We start from the raw sequence: 14,361 nt of genomic DNA, 5'->3' as shown, positions 1-14,361 counted from the left end.
CAGCAATTCAGCAGTCCGGGCGTGGAAGGCCTCAAGCGCTTGGGTGGACTCGGCAGTTGCCACGGTGACCGCCCTCTCACCTTGGCGAGAAATCGGCTCGCACAACAGCAAGCGAGAGGTGAGCCCCAACTTCACAGCCATACCGTTGTTGCGACGGATGAACTCGTCGTAGACAGCGCGCTGCGTCATGACGGAGAACGTCAAGTGCGGACTCTGGAGGCAAAGGCCGCCCGTCGTAATACGATCGACTCGCAACAGCTCAGGCGCTTGCCACAGTTCCGTGAGCGTGCCCAAGTGCTGCATTACCCGACTGTTTGCAATGATCGCGCCCTCCGCACTGACAAGCCCTGCGGAGGGCCAGACATCGCGCAAATTCCTCAACAGAGCCTCGATGGTTGTGTTGTGATAAAGCCATCGGGGATGGAGCTCCATCACTGGTTTGGTGCCGAGATGCTCAGCAATCGCCTCGTCCACACCTGTGCAGTCTTTGCCAGTCTTCACAACTTGCGCCAAGTCCGCCTCTAACTGTTTCAGTCGAATCAGCCACACTGTGCAGGCAGCTTCATGACGGTCCTTCAGCGCCGCGCGGAATACTTCAGCGAGTATTTCCCGATCGACGATCGGTTGGAGTAGTAGCTTGTCAGTGGCGCTCTTACGCTCTCCCGACTTGGCGATTACCCAAAAAAACAGATTCACAGGCGACAGGAAACCAGGGGGAGACCTGACGTCGATCACTCCTTGACAGCACAGCGCCATAGCAGTCAACGCAGAGACCAAGGCGATCTCTATCGGCGCTTGAGTTTGAAGGTCAGCGGCGTAAACTGCGTGTCGTAGGAGCTTCGGGGCCATATCAAGGTGGACTTTCGGGTCGTACTTTCGCTCGTACATTTTTCAATCCTCAGGTGGCCCGCCGCTTGGAAAGCGAACGGGCAAGTTGCCGGTGCATGCGCTCGCGCGCATTTCCGGATAGCTGGATCTCTCCGCGGAGTACAAATCTCCACGGTTGGTGTTGGCAGTACCRTGAACATCGACGGCAGCCAATGAACACCCCTCTTCAACTCGAGCTCCTGCTCGCGCCCATGCGTTGGATTAACAAATCCGACGGGGCCRGCGATTCATCAGAACGCGCTAACTTTTCGCCTTGCCCAGAGCTTTGGCATGCAAAGCTCCGCCAGCCACAGTCGATGCGGCAGGAAAGTCGGGGCGGAGAAAAAGAGAGCGCGCTACGGAGCGCGATGACGAGAGTCGATCCAGGCCTGTACGTCATCGGCACGCCAACGCACAGAGGAGCGTGGGCCTGCGTTCAGGCGTATGGGGCGAGGGAAATCAGAGTGCAGTTCATCGCTGCGCTGCTGGAGTTGCGCGTAGATCGTTGATCGCGAGATACCAAGAATCTTGGCAACTTCACCAACGCGCAATAGGGAGGTGAGTCTGGAGGGCTTACCGCCGTGCTCAGCATGAGGACAGCTTTCACATGTGAAAGCTAGCGATGAATCCGCCAGTGATTCAACGTTTTTGCGACTCRGCAAAGCAGAACGGGGAACAGGGACTTTCCCAGCGGGCACATAGCCAGAGCTGACTGAGACACCGGTACGAAGACCAACAGAGGAACCAACACAAATCATAGGGACGAACTCCATCAACGCCAAAAAAATGACGAGTTCGTCCTCCTTGTGTGGACGTTTTTCAAACGCTTTCGGAGCCTTCCGGCCCTAGTGTCCGGAGTAATGGCCTGTGTCTCGAAAACACTCCTGAGCGCTTGCTCAACGAGCAGGAATACTAAAGGGATGTGACCGACGAAGTCAAGAGGCGATCGACAGGTTGAGCGACCACCGGTCTATGGATCTCAGGAGATACGACTGGCAGGCGAGCCGCGTTTGAGTCCAGAACAGTCCAGCCGGATCCAACGCAATGCGATTGCTGTATGGTGTAACGATTGGTAGATAGAAACAAAAAAGCGCCCCGAGAGGCGCTTGTTTGCTTGCTTACTGGCGGAAACGGAGGGATTCGAACCCTCGATGAGGCTCTACACCCCATACTCCCTTAGCAGGGGAGCACCTTCGGCCACTCGGTCACGTTTCCAATCCCGCTATTATGCCTCATTTCAGGGGCTGTTCCGCTGGTTGCAGCAGCATAGGTGGGCTGATCCAGAGTCCTCGTGCACGCCAGGCGCTGATAGCTGGAGTTACTTTTTTGCCGATTGCCGCCCAGGTTTTGATGTCGCATATGGAGGCCATTCGAGCGCGGATGGCTTGTGTGTTGAGCCTGTTGGACAGGGGGCAAGGACGGACTCGGGCTTTCTATTGGACGCACCGAGCTCATAGAGCTGGCAATCTTCGCGATTGGCCAACGTGCCGGATACGGCGGTTTGCTCCCGTGTTTGTGGGTGTCGCCCCGTGACGCGGGCAAAAAGACACCTGAGAGCTACTGCCTGAGCCATTCCAGCGTAAGACCAGACCTCACGACAAAGCCGCTTCCTACCTTGATGCGGATGTGGTGACCCCGTGTGGTACAGGCCTGGATCTGATCCAGCAGCTCGCACAATTGCGCGGCTCCCGGGGTGGTTTGGTGGACATGGCGCAGCCAGTGGCGCACCACGTTGGCTTGGCGCGCGCGGGTGAGCCCCTGCAGCGCCTTGATACCGGGGGGCACACCCAACAAGGACAGGTCCTGCTGTGCCATCTCGTGCAGCAGCTCAGCAGCCTGGGCTGCATTGGCGGCCGACCGTGCAAAGGTATCGCGAAAGGACGGGAATGCGGCATGCAGCGCAGGCAGCAGTTGCGCCCGAATGCGGTTGCGCGTGAAGCGCTCATCGGAATTGGTGGGGTCTTCCACCCACGCCTGGCCTTGTGCCTTCAACCAATCGCGCACGTCCGCCGCAGACACCTGCAACAAGGGGCGGTGCCAGACCAGACCAGCACGCGTCCACTGGGCGGGCATGGCGGCCAGGCCGGCCACGCCCGCTCCGCGCGACAGGGCGAGTAGCAGGGTTTCGGCCTGATCGTCGGCGTGCTGTGCAATTGCTATGGATTGAATAGCACCCAAGGCATGATCTTCTAGCGCTACTGCCGTCAAAGCCTGGTATCTGGCTTGCCGAGCGGCATCCTCGGGGCTCTGGCCGGGCGCGGGGCGCGCGTCCAGCCGCAGCACACGCAACGGCACGCCCAGCTTGCTACACAAGGCCACGCAATGCTGCTCAAACCCATCGGCAGCCGCCTGCAGCCCATGGTGCACATGGATGGCCAGCACCTGCCCGGGCCAGCGGCGTGCACAGCCCAACAGCAATGCGGTCGAGTCTGCGCCCCCGCTCAACGCCACGGCCATCGGCAACGCGGGCGCAAAGGCCCGCAGGGCGGCGTCCATTGATTGCGTCATCGCATCCGCCCTTCAGGCCCTGCAGCTGGACCCGTCGCAACCGCCGGACGTGCCCGGAGGGCGTAGAGAACGAGGGAGAAATGGCGGCGCATGGGCGCCGATTATCACGGGGCCCCGCACTCCGGCAGTAAGGTGCATGGGGGGGCGCGCCGCCCCTTGCAACTTAACCGCCCGGCGAGGACAGCCGTGGCGCAGCGTGGGCAGGGTCGGTGGACAGGCGGAAGGTACCCACCACCTCCGACAGCCGCACCGACTGGTCCTTGAGGCTCTGTGCCGCAGCAGCGCTCTCTTCCACCAGCGCTGCGTTCTGCTGGGTCATCTGGTCGAGTTGGGCCACGGCCTGGCCGACCTCGTTGATGCTGGTGCTTTGCTCATTGGTGGACGCCGTGATCTCGGCCATGATGTCCGTCACACGCTGCACCGAAGTCACAATCTCGGTCATGGTAGTGCCCGCGTCGTGCACCAGCCGCGAGCCGTTTTCCACCTGCTCGACCGAGGTATTGATCAGGGTCTTGATCTCGCGTGCCGCCTCGGCGCTGCGCTGGGCGAGGCTGCGCACCTCGCCTGCCACCACCGCAAAGCCCCTGCCCTGCTCGCCCGCGCGGGCGGCTTCCACCGCAGCATTGAGCGCAAGGATGTTGGTCTGGAAGGCAATGCCGTCGATGACGCCGATGATGTCGTTGATCTTGCGCGAGGCCGCATTGATCTGGTCCATGGTGGTCACCACATTGCCCACCACTTGCCCCCCATGTTGCGCCACGTTGGACGCCTGGGCCACCAGCTGGTTGGCCTGGCGTGCCGAGTCTGCGTTGTGCCGCACGGTCTCGGTCAGTTGCTGCATGGAGGCTGATGTCTGCTGCAGGCTGGATGCCGTGAGTTCGGTGCGCCCGCTCAGGTCATGGTTGCCGGTGGCAATCTCTTCGGCGGCCACGCGTACCGAGCTGCTGGCGTCACGGATCTGCGAGAGCACACCGGAGAGCTTGCCCGCAAAGCTATTGAAGCTACCAGCGATCTGGGCCAGCTCGTCCTCACCGTGGGCGTCGATGCGGCGCGACAGGTCGCCATCACCGGCGCCGATTTCATGCATCGCGTCACGCACCAGCGTGAGCTGGCGCAGGCGCCGCGTCAGAACCACGCCCAGCAGCCCAACGGCCACCACCAACACCAACACGCTGGAGATCAGCGATGTGGCCAGCATGGCCCGGATCGGTGCCATGGCCTCGCTTTCATCCAGGGCCACCACCAGCATCCATGAGGTGCCCGCGATCGGCACCACGCTGAGTAACCGGCTGCGCGACGCGATGTCCGCCTGCAGCAAGCTTTTGTCCTTGGATGCCGCGAGCAGCTTGTCGGTCACGAGGTCCTTGGACAAATCGGCAATGGGCTTGAGGGTCAACGCCTGGTCGCGGTGGGCGATGATCTTGCCGTCGGCAGACACCAGAAACCCGAAACTCTGCGGCGTGGGCTGGATGGAAGCCACATTGGCAACCACTGACTCCATGTAGACATCACCAGCCGCCACGCCTTTGAGCGCTGCGCCGGCGCCCACCGGGGTCGCAAAAGTCACCACCAGTTTCTGGTCGGACGCCGAGATGTAGGGCGGCGTGACCACAGACCCGCCCGCTTGCGCGGCCTGCTTGTACCAGGGACGTGCGGTGGGGTCGTAGTCGGCGGGCAGGCTGCGAGTCTCTGAAAATACGTACTTCTTGTCCGCGTAGCCAAAGTACGCCGTGCTGAATTTGCCCGCGTCGCGCAGCATGGCCAGAGACTTGGCAGGTTCGGGATCTTCAAAGGCGGCGACGGAGGCCGCAATGATCGTGGCCTTGGCCCGCGCCCACTCCTCGATGGTTTCTGCGTGGCTCTTGGCGGTCGCCATGCCCTCTTCGGCCAGCGAAACCTGCGCCTGTGCACGCGCCGACAGGTAGTTGACCAACGTCAACACCATCAGGGCAGCCACCATGCAGGTGGCAGAGAGGACCAGGATCTGGCCTTTGAGCGTCTTCAGAAGCGACATGAAGCCCTCCTTGAACCGCCCGCGCAGGCGGTCTGCAGGCATGTTACATCCGGTAGCAGTCCATGCGCCAGTGCGGGTTTGTGCGCCCCCGCAAAGAGTCGGCCAGAAAAACAACAACGGCCCCGAAGGGCCGTTGGAACCGCACCAAGCTGGTGCATTCATTGCCAGCAACGACAGGCCAGAACCTGCCCTCAGCGGGCTTAGCGGGCGTCCGCCTTGGTGTCGCTGAAGCGGCCGTAGCTCTGCAGACGCTCGTAGCGGCGGTCCAGCAAGTCTTTGGTCTTGAGGTCTGCCACCTGACGGAAGGCATCGCCCAAAGCGCGCTTCAAAAATGCGGCCATCTGCTTGTGGTCGCGATGGGCGCCGCCCACGGGCTCGCTCACGATCTTGTCCACCAGGCCCAGGGCCTTGAGGCGGTGGGCGGTGATGCCCAGGGCGTCAGCGGCCTCTTGCGCTTTGTCGCTGGTCTTCCAGAGGATGGACGCACAGCCTTCGGGGCTGATGACCGAGTAGATGGCGTATTGCAGCATCACAACCTGATCGGCCACGCTGATGGCCAAGGCGCCGCCGGAGCCGCCTTCACCAATGATGGTGGTGATGATGGGCACTTCGAGCTGCGCCATCTCGAAGATGTTGCGGCCGATGGCCTCGGACTGGCCGCGCTCTTCGGCGTCAATGCCCGGGTAGGCGCCGGGCGTGTCCACAAAGGTGAACACGGGCAGCTTGAATTTCTCGGCCGTCTTCATCAGGCGCAGGGCCTTGCGATAGCCCTCGGGCTTGCTCATGCCAAAGTTGCGCATGGCGCGCTCCTTCGTGTCGCGTCCCTTCTGATGGCCCAGCACCATGCAGGCGTGGCCGTTGAAGCGCGCGAGGCCGCCCACGATGGACAGGTCGTCCGCGTAGTGGCGGTCGCCGTGCAGCTCGACGAAGTCGGTGAAGATGTCGCGCACGTAGTCGAGCGTGTAGGGACGCTCAGGGTGGCGGGCGATCTTGGTGATCTGCCAGGGCGACAGTTCGCTGTAAATGTCTTTGGTGAGCTGCTGGCTCTTCTTGCTCAGCTGGTCGATCTCTTCCGAGATATCGACGGCACTCTCGGTCTGCACGTAGCGCAGTTCTTCAATTTTGGACTCCAGCTCGGCAATGGGCTGTTCGAAATCCAGAAAGGTCTTTTTCGCCAACGTTTTTCTCCTAGGGGGATCGCACCCGGCGGGGTTGCCACGAATGGCACGCACTGTAACCGGCGTGCCTGCAGTGGTGTCAATAGGTTACAGGCAGGGGGTCCAGAGACCGCCAAATATACCAAGTCGCGACGCTGCACCAGGGCTTCCAGGCCTCGGCCACCTCGCGGGCGTCACTGCGGCTCACGGGGTCGCCAGAGAAGTAATTCTGGCTGATGCCGCTGATCAACCCCACGTCATCGAGGGGCAAAACATTGGGCCGCATCAAATAGAAGATCAAAAACATTTCGGCCGTCCATCGGCCGATGCCACGGATGGCCACCAGCTCGGCAATGATGGCTTCATCGTCCATGGCGGCCCAGTCCTTGACGTGCAGCTTGCCGCCTTCAAAGTGCATGGCCAGGTCCACCAGGTAGTCCACCTTGCGGGCAGACAGGCCTGCGGCCCGCATGTCGTCGATCTTGAGCTTGAGCACGCTGGCGGGCTTCATGCCGCGCGGCAGCAGCGCCACAAAACGCTCCCATACGGCCTGTGCTGACGCCACGGACACCTGCTGTCCCACGATGGAACGCGCCAGTGTGATGAAGGGGTCGCCCTTGGTTTGCAGCGCGGCGTCGCCAAACTGGGGGATCAGGCGCTTCATCACCCGGTCTTTTTTCACCAGGTGCTTGCAGGCCTCCGCCCAGTAGTCGGGCGTGGCCAGAACCAGCGATGGCGCCACAGCGTCACCCGCTATCTTTTTAGAAGCTGCCACCGCTTATTCCACCTGCACTACTGGCATATTTGGCATCAAAACAATGCTCATTGGGCAGCTTCCCATGTGGTGCCGGCGGCGGAGTCCTTGAGCACGATGCCCTGSGCCAGSARGTSGTTGCGGATGCGGTCGGCCTCGGCRAAGTTYTTKGCCGCCTTGGCTGCGGCCCGGGCAGCAATCTGTGCCTGAATCTCAGACTCATCCACACCGGCGGCCCCGGACTGAAGAAAAGCCTTGGGGTCACCCTGCAAGATCCCCAGGCAGCCACCCAGCGCCTGGAGCAACCCCGCCAGCTCGACAGAGCGGGTCTTGTTGACCTCGCTGGCCAGATCAAACAGCACGGCCACGGCCTCGGGMGTKSCAAAGTCCTCGTCCATYGCGGCCTTGAAGCGKGCCGCGTAAGGGTTGGTCCAGTCGATGGAAGCCGCTTGTGCGGGAGTCACCAGGCTCAGCGCGGTGTACAGCCGCTTGAGCGCCTGGCGCGCGTCATCCAGGTGCGCATCGCTGTAGTTCAGCGCACTGCGGTAGTGGGCGCGGACGATGAAAAAGCGCACGGTTTCTGCGTCGTACGTCTTGAGCACGTCGCGGATGGTGAAGAAGTTGCCCAGGCTCTTGGACATCTTCTCGTTGTCCACACGCACAAAGCCGTTGTGCACCCAGAACTTGGCCAGCGGTTTGCCCGTGGCACCTTCACTCTGGGCGATTTCGTTCTCGTGGTGGGGGAACTGCAGGTCTGCGCCGCCGCCGTGGATGTCGAAGGTCTCGCCCAGCGTGGCGCAGCTCATGGCCGAGCATTCGATGTGCCAGCCGGGGCGGCCCGAGCCAAAGCTGCTGTCCCATTTGGCCTCGGGGGGTTCCTCGGGCTTGGAGGCTTTCCACAGCACGAAGTCGAGCGGGTCTTCCTTGCCGTCCAGCACTGCTACGCGCTCGCCGGCGCGCAGCTCGTCGAGCGACTTGCCCGAGAGCTTGCCGTAGCCATTGAACTTGCGCACGGAGTAGTTCACATCGCCGTTGCTCGCCCGGTAGGCAAGGCCCTTGCCTTCCAGCTGGCCGATGAGCGAGAGCATCTGGGGCACATATTCGGTAGCGCGGGGCTCGACCGACGGCGGCTCGATGCCCAGCAGGCCGATGTCCTGGTGCATGGCAGCAATCATCTCGTCAGTGAGCTGGCGGATGGTGATGCCACGCTCCAGCGCACGCTTGATGATCTTGTCGTCGATGTCGGTGATGTTACGCACGTAGGTCACGCGCAGGCCGCTGGCCTTGAGCCAGCGCTGCACGACGTCGAACGCCATCATCATCCGGGCGTGGCCSATATGGCACAGGTCATARAYSGTCATGCCGCACACRTACATGCGCACATGGCCAGGTTCGAGCGGGGAAAAGTCTTCCAATGCACGCGAMAGCGTGTTGTAGATGCGCARACTCATGGGATTTCAGTAACGGGAGACTTGATGGGGTGGGCGAGGCAAAGAAACTCACCCGGCAGCAGCGGAACTCGGCCCTTGACAAGGGGTGGCCCGGCAAGGGGCGTCCAGCAAAATCACCAGCGGCAACAGCGTACCGTCATGACAACCCCCTCAGCTACAATCCGCCGCAGTATAAGCCCCCGCCCGGGCTGGCTGCCGCCCAACTCCTTTGTACCCCCATGAAGCAAGTCCGACGCACACTCCCACGCCTACTGCGCCTTCTGGCACTGACCGCCCTGATGGGCACGGGCGTGGTCCACGCGGACGACTATGCCGACATCACCCAGTTGCTCAAGGCTGGCAAGGCGTCCGAGGCGCTGGCCAAGGCCGACCAGCGCCTGGCCGCCAACCCACGTGACCCGCAGCTGCGCTTCTTGCGCGGCGTGGCCCAGACCGACTCGGGCAAGCAGGCCGACGCCATCGCCACCTTCACCAAGCTCACCGAAGAGTACCCAGAGCTGCCCGAGCCCTACAACAACCTGGCTGTGCTGTACGCCAACCAGAACCAGCTGGACAAGGCCCGCACGGCGCTGGAAATGGCGATCCGCACCAACCCCAGCTACGCCACCGCACAGGAAAACCTGGGCGACATCTACGCCAAGCTGGCCAGCCAGGCCTACAACAAGGCGCTGCAACTGGATGCCAACAACGCCAACTCGGTCAAGCCCAAGCTGGCACTGATCCGCGAATTGTTCTCCAACGAACCCGGCAGCAAAACCGGTCGCCCTGCCGCCGCAGCGCCCGCGCCCGCGCCCGCCGTGGTGGTAACCCAGCGCCCTGCACCCGCTCCAGCGCCCGCCGCTGCGCCAGCAGCTGCAGCCCCGGCGCCAGCGCCTGCCGCCGCTCCAGCTCCAACTGTCAGCCCTGCTCCCGCTGCAACGGCTCCTGCACCGGCCCCAGCTCCTGCAGCTGCCGGCGATGCGTCCACCCAGGCCGTTACCTCCGCCGTACAGGCCTGGGCTGCGGCCTGGTCGTCCAAGGACATGAAGGGGTACCTGGGCGCGTACGACAAGTCGTTCGATCCACCTGGTCGCCAAGGCCGCGCTGCCTGGGAGAAGGAACGCGAGGCGCGCATCGTCGGCAAATCCAAGATCAGCGTGAAGCTTTCTGACATCACCGTGTCCGTGCAAGGTGACAAGGCCACGGCCCGATTTCGCCAGGCATACAGTGCCGACGCGCTCAACGTGAGCAGCCGCAAGACGTTGGACCTCGTCAATAACAACGGCCGCTGGACCATCGTTCGCGAATCCACAGGCGGTTGACGATGGCCCCCGATGCGGCGCCTGCGCCTTCCGCGCGGGCTTTTTTTTTGCCCTGACAGTCAGCTGATAGATGGTTTGCATGTTTGTGCCCCTGACCAACGCAGGCCGCAGGGTAGCATCCGCGGTGCTGTTGCTGCTGGGCCTCTCGTTGGCCACGCCAGCCCTGCCGCAGGGTGCCAAGGCCCGCCGGGCGGCTGCTGCGCATGCGGCATCCACCACACCCCCGGTGGCGCCCACACCTGCTGAGCTGCGCGACGGCCAAGCGGAGACGCGCCTCATGGCGGTCTACAAACTGGTGGCCGAAGGCCGGGGTCGCGAGGCGCTGGCCCAGGCCGAAAGCCTGGCGCGCGACTACCCCAATTTCCAGCTGGCACAACTGGCGGTCGGTGACCTGCTCATGTCGCGAACCCGGCCACTGCGGCATATGGGCGATGTGGCCCCTGAGCCGGACTCGGCCCGCAGCATCCAGGCCGCTGCGGCACTGGCCGAACTACGCACCGAATCACGCCAGCGTGTGGATGCACAACGCAGCCGCCCCCCGGTCAATGCCATCCCCGCACAGTTCCTGGAGCTGTCCCCTCGCTCGCGCCACGCGATTGCGGTAGACACCTCGCGCTCTCGCCTGTATCTCTTTGAAAACACCGCCCAGGGCCTGCGGCTGGTGGCCGACTACTATGCCTCCGTGGGCAAGCTCGGCATCGAAAAAGAGGTGGAGGGTGACCAGCGCACACCGCTGGGGGTGTACTTCATCACCAGCCGCCTGGACCCGGCCAAGCTCAAGGATTTCTACGGCGCGGGCGCCCTCCCCATCAACTATCCCAACCCCCTGGACCAGAGCCGGGGCAAGACGGGCAGCGGCATCTGGCTGCATGGCACGCCGCCCGACCAATTCTCGCGCGCGCCACTGGCGACCGACGGTTGCCTCGTGCTGGCCAACCCCGACCTCGAACGCATCCTGCGCACGGTGGAGCCCCGCTCCACCCCCGTGGTCATTGCACGCCAGTTGCAATGGGTGCAGCCCCACAGCGTGGCGGCCGACCGCAAATCGTTCGAAGCGGTGCTCAACGCCTGGCGCACCGCCAAGACCGAGGGCGACATGAAGCGCCTGCTGGGCTTTTATGCGCCCGACTTCCAGAGCTACCGCAAGAAGCCGCTGGAGGAATGGACCCAGGTGCTGCAGGCCGAGGCCCGCGCCCTCAAGGGCCGGGAACTCCAGCTCAAGGACAAGTCTTACCTGCGGTGGACAGACTCGGCCGACACCATGGTGGTAACGTTCGGCGAAGTCGCCGAAGGCGCCCGCACAGGCCCGGTCAAGCGCCAGTACTGGACGCGCCGCGGCCAACAATGGCAGATCTTTTTCGAAGGAGTGATTGGATGATTTCCAGAAGAAATTCGACGGTAGCGCTAGCAAGTATTGCCCTGGCTGCTATGTTTACAGTAGCACCCGTACAGGCGCAAGATGCCCCCAAGGTCARGCTGGCCACGTCGATGGGCGACATCGTCGTGCAGCTCGACGCCGCCAAGGCCCCCAAGACGGTTGAGAACTTCCTGGCTTACGTGAACAGCAAGCACTACGACGGCACSRTSTTCCACCGCGTGATCGAYGGCTTCATGATCCAGGGCGGCGGCTTCACGGCYGAYATGCAGCAAAARCCCACCAAGGCCCCCATCCCGCTCGAAGCCAAGAACGGCCTCAAGAACGACACCTACACCATCGCCATGGCGCGCACCGGCGATCCCAACTCGGCCACTTCGCAGTTCTTCATCAACGTGAAGGACAACGGCATGCTCAACGCCCCCAACCCTGACGGCCACGGCTACGCCGTGTTCGGCAAGGTGGTCGAAGGCACCGCCGTGGTGGACAAGATCAAGGCCGTGGCCACCGGCAACAAGGGCGGCCACCAGAACGTGCCCACCACCCCCATCACCATCAACTCCGCCACCGTGGTGAAGTGAAGCGCCCATTTTTTGAAAGAAGCAAAGCCATGAGCAACCCCCAAGTCGAACTGCACATCGCCGGCTACGGCGTCATCACCCTCGAACTCGACGCCGCCAAGGCACCCAAGTCGGTCGAGAACTTCCTGGCCTACGTGAACAAGGGCCACTACAACAACACCATCTTCCACCGCGTGATCCCCGGCTTCATGGTGCAAGGCGGCGGCTTTGAGCCCGGCATGACCCAGAAGGGCACCGACGCGCCCATCGAAAACGAAGCCAACAACGGCCTGAAGAACGCCAACTACACCGTGGCCATGGCCCGCACCAGCGACCCGCACTCGGCCACCGCCCAGTTCTTCATCAACGTGGCCGACAACGGCTTCCTGAACCACACCGCACCTTCGGCCCAGGGCTGGGGCTATGCCGTGTTCGGCAAGGTCGTGTCGGGCACCGACGTGGTGGACAAGATCAAGGCCGTGAAGACGGGCCGCAAGGGCTTCCATGACGACGTGCCGAAGGAAGACGTGATCATCGAGAAGGCCGTCGCCCTCTGAGCATGGCATCCCCCTGTGGCGCTGCGCGCCCCGCTGAGGCCACACCAATGTCGGCCGCCCATTGCAGGCCGCAGCGCAAGGGATGAACCACCCAGCCCCCCCCGTGACCACGACCGTGCCCTGGTTCGAGGAGCTTGTCGCTCCCTCGCCTTGGCGCACGGTCGATTTCATTTCAGACCTGCACCTGCAGGCCAGCGAGCCCGCCACGGTGGCCGCATTCCAGCAGTATCTGGAAGGCACCACCGCAGACGCCCTCTTTATCCTGGGCGACCTGTTCGAAGTGTGGGTGGGCGACGATGCGATGAGCGAGCCCAGCAGCTTCGAAGCCCGGGGCTGCGCCCTCCTTCGGGCCGCCGCGCAGCGCCTGCCGGTGTACTTCATGCATGGCAACCGCGACTTCCTGGCGGGCCCTGCCTTCCTGGCTGGGTGCGGCATCACCGGCCTGGCAGACCCCACAGTCCTGGTCTTTGGCGGCCAGCGGTATGTCCTGAGCCACGGCGACCTGCTGTGCCTGGACGATGTGGACTACCAGCGTTTTCGCCTGCAGGCCCGCAGCGCCGCCTGGCAGCAGCAATTTCTGACCCAGCCTTTGGCCACGCGCCGCGTGCAGGCGCGCGGCATCCGCCAGGAGAGCGAGGCGCGCAAGCAGTCGGGGGCCACGTACGCCGATGTGGACAGCCCCGCCGCCATCGCCTGGCTGCAGGCCGCAGGCGCCCACACCCTCATCCACGGCCACACCCACCGGCCAGCCGACCATGTGCTGGCTCCGGGTCTGCAACGCGTGGTGCTGAGCGACTGGGATGCCGCAGCATTGCCCCCCCGGCTGGAAACACTGCGTTTGTCCAGCGCGGGCTTGGAACGGCTGCCCCTGGTCCCCAAGTAACAGCGGTCATGAACTGAGCGGGCCCACCTCCCGCAGCCCGATCGCCATGCCCCCCTTGCTCAACCGCCTCTGGCGCCGCGTGCGCGCCACCGTGGCCCCGGTACCGGACATCTCTGCCACGTTGTGGCTGCAGACCATCCAGCGCTACCCGTTCCTGGCCGCGCTGTCGCTGCACGACCAGGCCAAACTGCGTGTGCTGAGCGCGCTCTTTTTGCATCACAAGGAATTCCACGGTGCCCACGGCCTCGTGGTGACCGACACCATGGCCATCGACATTGCCGCGCAGGCCTGCTTGCCCCTGCTGCACTGGGGCGACCCCGCCAAGGCACTCGACTGGTACGACGATTTTGTGGGCATCGTGCTGCACCCTGGCGAGGCCGTGGCCCGCCGCCAGACGATGGACGAAGCGGGCGTGGTGCAYGAGCACACCCAGGTGCTGCTGGGCGAGGCCATGGAGCGCGGCCCCATCATGCTCAGCTGGCAGCATGTGAACAACGCTGCCGAGAACACAGCGCGCGGTCACAACGTGGTGGTGCACGAGTTCGTCCACAAGCTCGACATGAAAAACGGCCAACCCAACGGCTGCCCGCCCCTGCCCGCAGGCTTCATAGGCACACGCACCGGCCGTGCGGCGTATGAGGCATGGTGGGCAGCCTGGGAGCCCGCCTACGAACAGTTTCGCGAACGCGTGATCATGGCCGAGCGCTTTGGCGCCGAACGGCCCTGGCTGGACGCGTACGGGGCGACCTCGCAGTCCGAATTCTTTGCCGTGGCCTGCGAGGCGTATTTTGTAAACCGCGAACGGTTTGCTCTGGAGTTTCCGGGGTTGATGCCGGTGCTGGATGCATTCTTCCAGCGCCCTGCGGGCTGAGGTTGGCCGCATGCGTAGGGGCCCACGCCCCTCATAGACTGGCTGGAAGCCCTGCGCTTGCCG

13 protein-coding genes and 1 tRNA gene are annotated in these 14,361 nt (G+C 63.4%); 6 read left to right on the top strand and 8 right to left on the bottom strand.

Features of this window, described 5'->3' with window-relative positions; translation table 11 throughout:
* From AC04MI_RS12710 to cysS, 8 genes are all read right to left on the bottom strand, one after another.
* The coding region (locus AC04MI_RS12710; protein WP_476497912.1) for a DUF3987 domain-containing protein at window positions 1–888 on the bottom strand (888 nt) is incomplete at its 3' end.
* 335 nt (window positions 889–1,223) lie between these two features.
* Window positions 1,224–1,625: a helix-turn-helix transcriptional regulator gene (locus tag AC04MI_RS12705; protein WP_476497913.1), complete on the bottom strand. Its 402-nt coding sequence runs from the start codon at window positions 1,623–1,625 to the stop codon at window positions 1,224–1,226.
* Window positions 1,626–1,989: 364 nt separating this feature from the next.
* Window positions 1,990–2,082, bottom strand: a tRNA-Ser gene (locus AC04MI_RS12700).
* Between the two features lie 342 nt (window positions 2,083–2,424).
* Window positions 2,425–3,375: a tRNA lysidine(34) synthetase TilS gene (gene tilS / locus AC04MI_RS12695; RefSeq protein ID WP_436079141.1), complete on the bottom strand. Its 951-nt coding sequence runs from the start codon at window positions 3,373–3,375 to the stop codon at window positions 2,425–2,427.
* Window positions 3,376–3,538: 163 nt separating this feature from the next.
* Window positions 3,539–5,389, bottom strand: coding sequence for a methyl-accepting chemotaxis protein (locus tag AC04MI_RS12690; RefSeq protein WP_436079216.1), 1,851 nt, complete (start codon window positions 5,387–5,389; stop codon window positions 3,539–3,541).
* A gap of 200 nt (window positions 5,390–5,589) precedes the next feature.
* A complete protein-coding gene (locus AC04MI_RS12685) occupies window positions 5,590–6,567 on the bottom strand; it encodes an acetyl-CoA carboxylase carboxyltransferase subunit alpha (protein ID WP_056747083.1) in 978 nt (325 codons plus the stop codon).
* Window positions 6,568–6,646: 79 nt separating this feature from the next.
* Window positions 6,647–7,321, bottom strand: a complete 675-nt coding sequence (locus AC04MI_RS12680; protein WP_056747082.1) for a DNA-3-methyladenine glycosylase family protein — start codon at window positions 7,319–7,321, stop codon at window positions 6,647–6,649.
* A 47-nt stretch (window positions 7,322–7,368) separates the two neighbouring features.
* Window positions 7,369–8,751, bottom strand: a complete 1,383-nt coding sequence (gene cysS / locus AC04MI_RS12675) for a cysteine--tRNA ligase (protein ID WP_476497911.1) — start codon at window positions 8,749–8,751, stop codon at window positions 7,369–7,371.
* A 218-nt stretch (window positions 8,752–8,969) separates the two neighbouring features.
* On the opposite strand from cysS, the gene AC04MI_RS12670 reads away from it, so the two are divergent.
* The 6 genes from AC04MI_RS12670 to AC04MI_RS12645 all read left to right on the top strand — a co-directional run bounded on the left by AC04MI_RS12670 (window position 8,970) and on the right by AC04MI_RS12645 (window position 14,298).
* Window positions 8,970–10,052, top strand: coding sequence for a YybH family protein (locus AC04MI_RS12670; protein WP_436079143.1), 1,083 nt, complete (start codon window positions 8,970–8,972; stop codon window positions 10,050–10,052).
* Window positions 10,053–10,131: 79 nt separating this feature from the next.
* Entirely contained in the window at window positions 10,132–11,430 is a 1,299-nt protein-coding gene (locus AC04MI_RS12665; protein ID WP_436079144.1) for a L,D-transpeptidase family protein, read from the top strand.
* Entirely contained in the window at window positions 11,427–12,008 is a 582-nt protein-coding gene (locus AC04MI_RS12660) for a peptidylprolyl isomerase (protein ID WP_476497910.1), read from the top strand. Before AC04MI_RS12665 ends, AC04MI_RS12660 begins: the two co-directional genes overlap by 4 nt.
* Before the next feature lie 29 nt (window positions 12,009–12,037).
* On the top strand, window positions 12,038–12,544 hold the full coding sequence (locus tag AC04MI_RS12655) for a peptidylprolyl isomerase (protein ID WP_056064668.1): 507 nt from the start codon (window positions 12,038–12,040) through the stop codon (window positions 12,542–12,544).
* Window positions 12,545–12,626: 82 nt separating this feature from the next.
* Window positions 12,627–13,427 carry a UDP-2,3-diacylglucosamine diphosphatase gene (locus tag AC04MI_RS12650; protein WP_436079145.1) on the top strand — a complete coding sequence of 267 codons (801 nt, stop codon included), beginning with the start codon at window positions 12,627–12,629 and terminating at the stop codon, window positions 13,425–13,427.
* Window positions 13,428–13,473: 46 nt separating this feature from the next.
* Entirely contained in the window at window positions 13,474–14,298 is an 825-nt protein-coding gene (locus AC04MI_RS12645; protein ID WP_436079146.1) for a M90 family metallopeptidase, read from the top strand.
* The last annotated feature ends 63 nt before the right edge of the window (window positions 14,299–14,361 follow it).

The sequence above is a fragment of the Acidovorax sp. LjRoot204 genome (genome assembly GCF_056175785.1).
This window is presented reverse-complemented; position numbering and strand designations above follow the sequence as displayed.

What these genes read in the sequence shown, in the direction of transcription:
- AC04MI_RS12650 (WP_436079145.1), top strand. Translation starts at nt 12,627, where the DNA reads ATGAACCACCCAGCCCCCCCCGTGACCACGACCGTGCCCTGGTTCGAG.
- tilS (WP_436079141.1), bottom strand. Translation starts at nt 3,375, where the DNA reads ATGACGCAATCAATGGACGCCGCCCTGCGGGCCTTTGCGCCCGCGTTG.
- AC04MI_RS12665 (WP_436079144.1), top strand. Translation starts at nt 10,132, where the DNA reads ATGTTTGTGCCCCTGACCAACGCAGGCCGCAGGGTAGCATCCGCGGTG.
- AC04MI_RS12670 (WP_436079143.1), top strand. Translation starts at nt 8,970, where the DNA reads ATGAAGCAAGTCCGACGCACACTCCCACGCCTACTGCGCCTTCTGGCA.
- AC04MI_RS12690 (WP_436079216.1), bottom strand. Translation starts at nt 5,389, where the DNA reads ATGTCGCTTCTGAAGACGCTCAAAGGCCAGATCCTGGTCCTCTCTGCC.
- AC04MI_RS12655 (WP_056064668.1), top strand. Translation starts at nt 12,038, where the DNA reads ATGAGCAACCCCCAAGTCGAACTGCACATCGCCGGCTACGGCGTCATC.